General features: G+C 59.3%; 2 protein-coding genes. One reads left to right on the top strand and one right to left on the bottom strand.

Annotation, left to right across the window (positions count from 1 at the left end; all coding sequences use genetic code 11):
- Nucleotides 1–771: 771 nt before the first annotated feature.
- Nucleotides 772–1,083: a hypothetical protein gene (locus GSQ76_RS18910; RefSeq protein ID WP_158745683.1), complete on the bottom strand. Its 312-nt coding sequence runs from the start codon at nucleotides 1,081–1,083 to the stop codon at nucleotides 772–774.
- 1,430 nt (nucleotides 1,084–2,513) lie between these two features.
- Here GSQ76_RS18910 and GSQ76_RS18905 point away from each other — a divergent pair.
- On the top strand, nucleotides 2,514–3,500 hold the full coding sequence (locus GSQ76_RS18905; protein WP_158745682.1) for a tyrosine-type recombinase/integrase: 987 nt from the start codon (nucleotides 2,514–2,516) through the stop codon (nucleotides 3,498–3,500).
- The last annotated feature ends 384 nt before the right edge of the window (nucleotides 3,501–3,884 follow it).

Here is a 3,884-nt window from a genome sequence, read left to right as displayed (position 1 = left end):
AGGATAGCCCGTGGTTAGGTGAGGCGGTGAGAAGTGTCCACAAACGCACCTATGGACACAAGTTTGAGGGTGAAACGGCGCCATCGGTCTTGGCTTCGCTGCACAATTGACACTTAGCCATTGTGAGCTTGTCGCACACAATGCACTAGGCGAGGATCGTGCGGCTATTCGTTCAACGCGCTTGAGCCTGGTAGCTTACGGCGCGGTGACGAAGACGAAGTGCTGACCTCAGGATCCAGCCTCCCTCCTCATCCTGACGCCAGGTCCATCGTCGTTTTGCTCGATGAACTCGACGCCAGCAGCCTCCAGGGTGCGTCTCATTCGAGCCAAGCGGTCTGCGCAGCTTTCGCTAGCAGCCCCGGGAATATGTCCGCGCTCCTCAAATTGCCTCACCACATGATCTCCAAAATTGGAGCGGGTGCCTAGATCCATGCGTGGCCAATTGAGCAAGGCGCGAGCGTTCCGACACTGTGCAGGTGTCATTGGCTGCCGGTTCTCCTGAGTCTCGCTCCCGGTGCAGCTCCATTGGTGAACTCAACGCCGGCCGCCTCAAGGACTACGCGAAGGGCACTCTGATAAAAGTCGTTGATCGGACGGTCCGCTCGTTCAAGGTCAATCACAGCTTCCACTGGAATCTCGGTGACCTCCGCTAATTTATCTCGGGACCAGCAGAGTAGAATACGAGCGTCCCACAACTGACCAGGCGACACGGCAAGATCCTTCTATCCCTTTGAGAATTGTAAGCTACACCGTCGCGTATCGATCCGCTCTCTATTGTGGTTTTTCACGTTCTTTGTCGGTGGCGAATTTGACACCATTCTTTGACAAGAAGTCATACAGGCCAGTCGCCAAGTCGGCGGCGGCCCCGACCGGCATAGATAGTCTTGCAACAGCTACTTGCTTCCGTATTCCGGGCGATGAGGAGTTATCATATCGCGATGCCGTCAGCGTGACAGAGACTATGTTGCCGGAAATGGCAAAGTATGGAGAGTTCTGCGCGAAAACTTCCGGTGCCATCAGATTTTCTTCATACACGCCAAGCATTTCTTGATACGTCACCTTGAGTGCTTTGGGTTCTGCCATGTCTCGCTCCAATCCTCGTCACAGGGAGATTGTAGCTGCTTTGCATCGGGAAGGCAGGGTGCCTAATACCATGTGTGGACGACCCCTGGGGTTCAAGGCGGTTGACAAAGAATGATAGGGTCGCGTGCGCTCCTGTGTCCGGCCTGTTGGCGCGGCTTCATGACCGCTGGCCCAGATGGGTTCCGCAAGCGAGTGCTAAAGAAGGCTGCGGCCAGATTGGCGGCTCGTTCCTGATGGTGCCTGGAGTAATGTCTGGTGCAGCATTCTGGTATTCGCTCGTTTGCAGTGGCGCGTTACTTCTGCGTCGCAGCCTAGCGAGTGCGGTAACACGGCACCTCAACCTCGGCGCAGGTGTTGCGCTGATCGGCTTCGGCTTGATCATAGGCCTCGGATGATTCTCGCAGTCGCCGGCTGCCATCGCAACGCCATCAGATGTGAGAACACAGCAGCGAAAAGGTGCCGGAAGGCAAATGAGCGCCAGCCAACCCGAGGTGGCATGCTGGAGGCGCAAAGTTCAAAAGCCCGCGGACCACGTCAACTCGCCGGGGTGAGAAACGGACATGTGTTCGAAACCCTTTCAGGGATGGTCCGTTCGGGCTTACCGGAACGTTCGAGGTATCTTGATTATTGCCAAAGTGTAGAGCGGCGCGACTGACCGCTGGTTCGCGGCACCACCAGCCGCTCGAACGGTGAGTAGCGGCGCGGCCGCGTGCATCGAATAGGCGCGCCGATTTCATTGTCTTGAAGGGCATCTAAGGTGTTTGGCGTTTCGCAATGATCCGAGTGTGCGCCGCCGGGCGCTTGGCGCGCCACACGCCTGTAGTGCCGTCGTAGACGAGATCGGAAGCCTGCCAGGTCTCGATCCAACCTCGGAACTTCACTCTGACGCGGCTACCCTCGACAGAGACAACATGCCCGTCGCCAGCACTGTGAAGATCGTTGTCTGTCCCATCATTAAAGAGGCGAACGATACTGCCTGAGCCCAAGATCGAGGCCAATTCATACATGGTCAGAATGGTAGCAAAAGTCTCCTAAAGGTTTCTAGAGGCCGGACTCTTGTACGTGCGCACGCTCACCGTTCCGTCGGCATGTCGGCGCGCATGGGAAGTCTTGTTGGTTACCCTGGCATTACCGCGTACGAGGTAATCGGGGTGAAGGTCAATTCATCAGAAGGCGGCTACGTCCATTGAGCCTGGAACCGGGACGCAAGCAGGGGCGCTGTGGAACTGCGCCGCATTTCGGGCACCAACAAACCGGATGTTGGCGACGTTCGGTTAAGGCCTCTCTGCAATTCTGCTGCTGCCTGGGGTGCAAGAACCAGGCAGCAGTGATCTCCGAGAGCCTGCATAATCACGCGGAGAGCCGGCGCGGCGGGAGTGATGGAACAGCTTCATGTCCGGTGGCCGGCATTTTCAGCAGAGGCCATTGACATGCCCGACGCTGTTGTATCGTCCCAAACAATATCCACCGGCGCCGGTTACCTATACTGTCGCGGTGAAGCCACGATGCTGGCCAACCTGACCCGCTACTCGGACCAGGCTCGAGGTGCCCACGCGTCGAACACCATCCGAGCGATCCGCGCCGACACCGCCGTGTTCACCGCCTGGTGCTCTGGCGTCAGCCGGACTTCCCTTCCCGCTGATGCCGACACGGTCGCAGCGTTCGTAGACGCCATGGGTGAGGTGAAGGCGCCGGCCACCGTGAGGCGCTACGTCGCCAGCATCTCCCACTTGCACCGGGCGGCGGAGTTGCCCAACCCCGCTGCGACCACTGCCGTCCGACTGGCGCTGAAGCGGCTGCACCGCGCCAAGGGGCGAGCCCAGGTTCAGGCCACACCCCTGCTCCGCAGGTATGTCGATCGCCTGCTGGCCGCGACCGGACACAGCACTCGCGCCTTGCGCAACCGAGCACTGCTGGCAGTGGCATACGATACAATGTGCAGGCGATCGGAACTGATCGCCCTTGAAGTCGGCGACATCACCAAGGACGTGGATGGCAGCGGCACCGCCATAGTCCGGCGATCGAAGACCGACCAGGAGGGTATGGGTGCAACCTGCTACCTCGCTCCCGATACCATGCAGTGTCTCGGTGCCTGGTTGGCCGCAGCTCAGCTATCGGAGGGGGCTCTGTTTCGGTCGGTGGGCAAAGCCGGTGCGATCGGCGGCCCGATCTCCGGCAACGATGTGGCACGGCTGTTCAAGGGCATGGCGCTGGATGCCAGACTGCCGGAGGGCGTGACGGAGCGGATCTCGGGTCATAGCAGCCGGGTTGGTGCCGCGGTGGACATGGTGGCCTCCAACCAGGTGGAGCTGCCGCGATCATGCAGGCCGGCCGGTGGAAGACGCCGGCGATGGTGGGACGCTACAGCCAGCACCTGGAGGCAAAGCGGGGTGCGGCGTCGAAGCTGGCGGCGCTGAAAGATCGGCGGTGAGCAGCGACATCGCACAGTTTGTAGGCTCTCGTTGATTTTCGGATCCAATATTTGAGCCATGAAACAAGTAGCACCCTGTCCAGAAGGCCCACCGCAGGTAGTTCCCAACAGTCATGATGGCAAACCCGTGTGAAAGACTCGGACGGCAACCGGATACTAGACGTGTTCAAGAGGATTGAGGCTTACATGGCGACGCTTCCCCCGTAATCCTGTTTGTCCACGGCACTGCGGCCAGAGGAACGGGGCCTTGTTGTTCATTGGCCCGTAATCGAACTCGGTTATACCAAGAGAATGCCGGACGATCTTCCCGCCACCTCTTCCTCCCAGCTCTCTCCCGAGGAAAGCGAGGCAATTCGTCACGTTACGCGCG

Origin of the sequence: Acidisphaera sp. L21, assembly GCF_009765685.1 — a bacterium.
Lineage (GTDB): Bacteria > Pseudomonadota > Alphaproteobacteria > Acetobacterales > Acetobacteraceae > LMUY01.
This window is presented reverse-complemented; position numbering and strand designations above follow the sequence as displayed.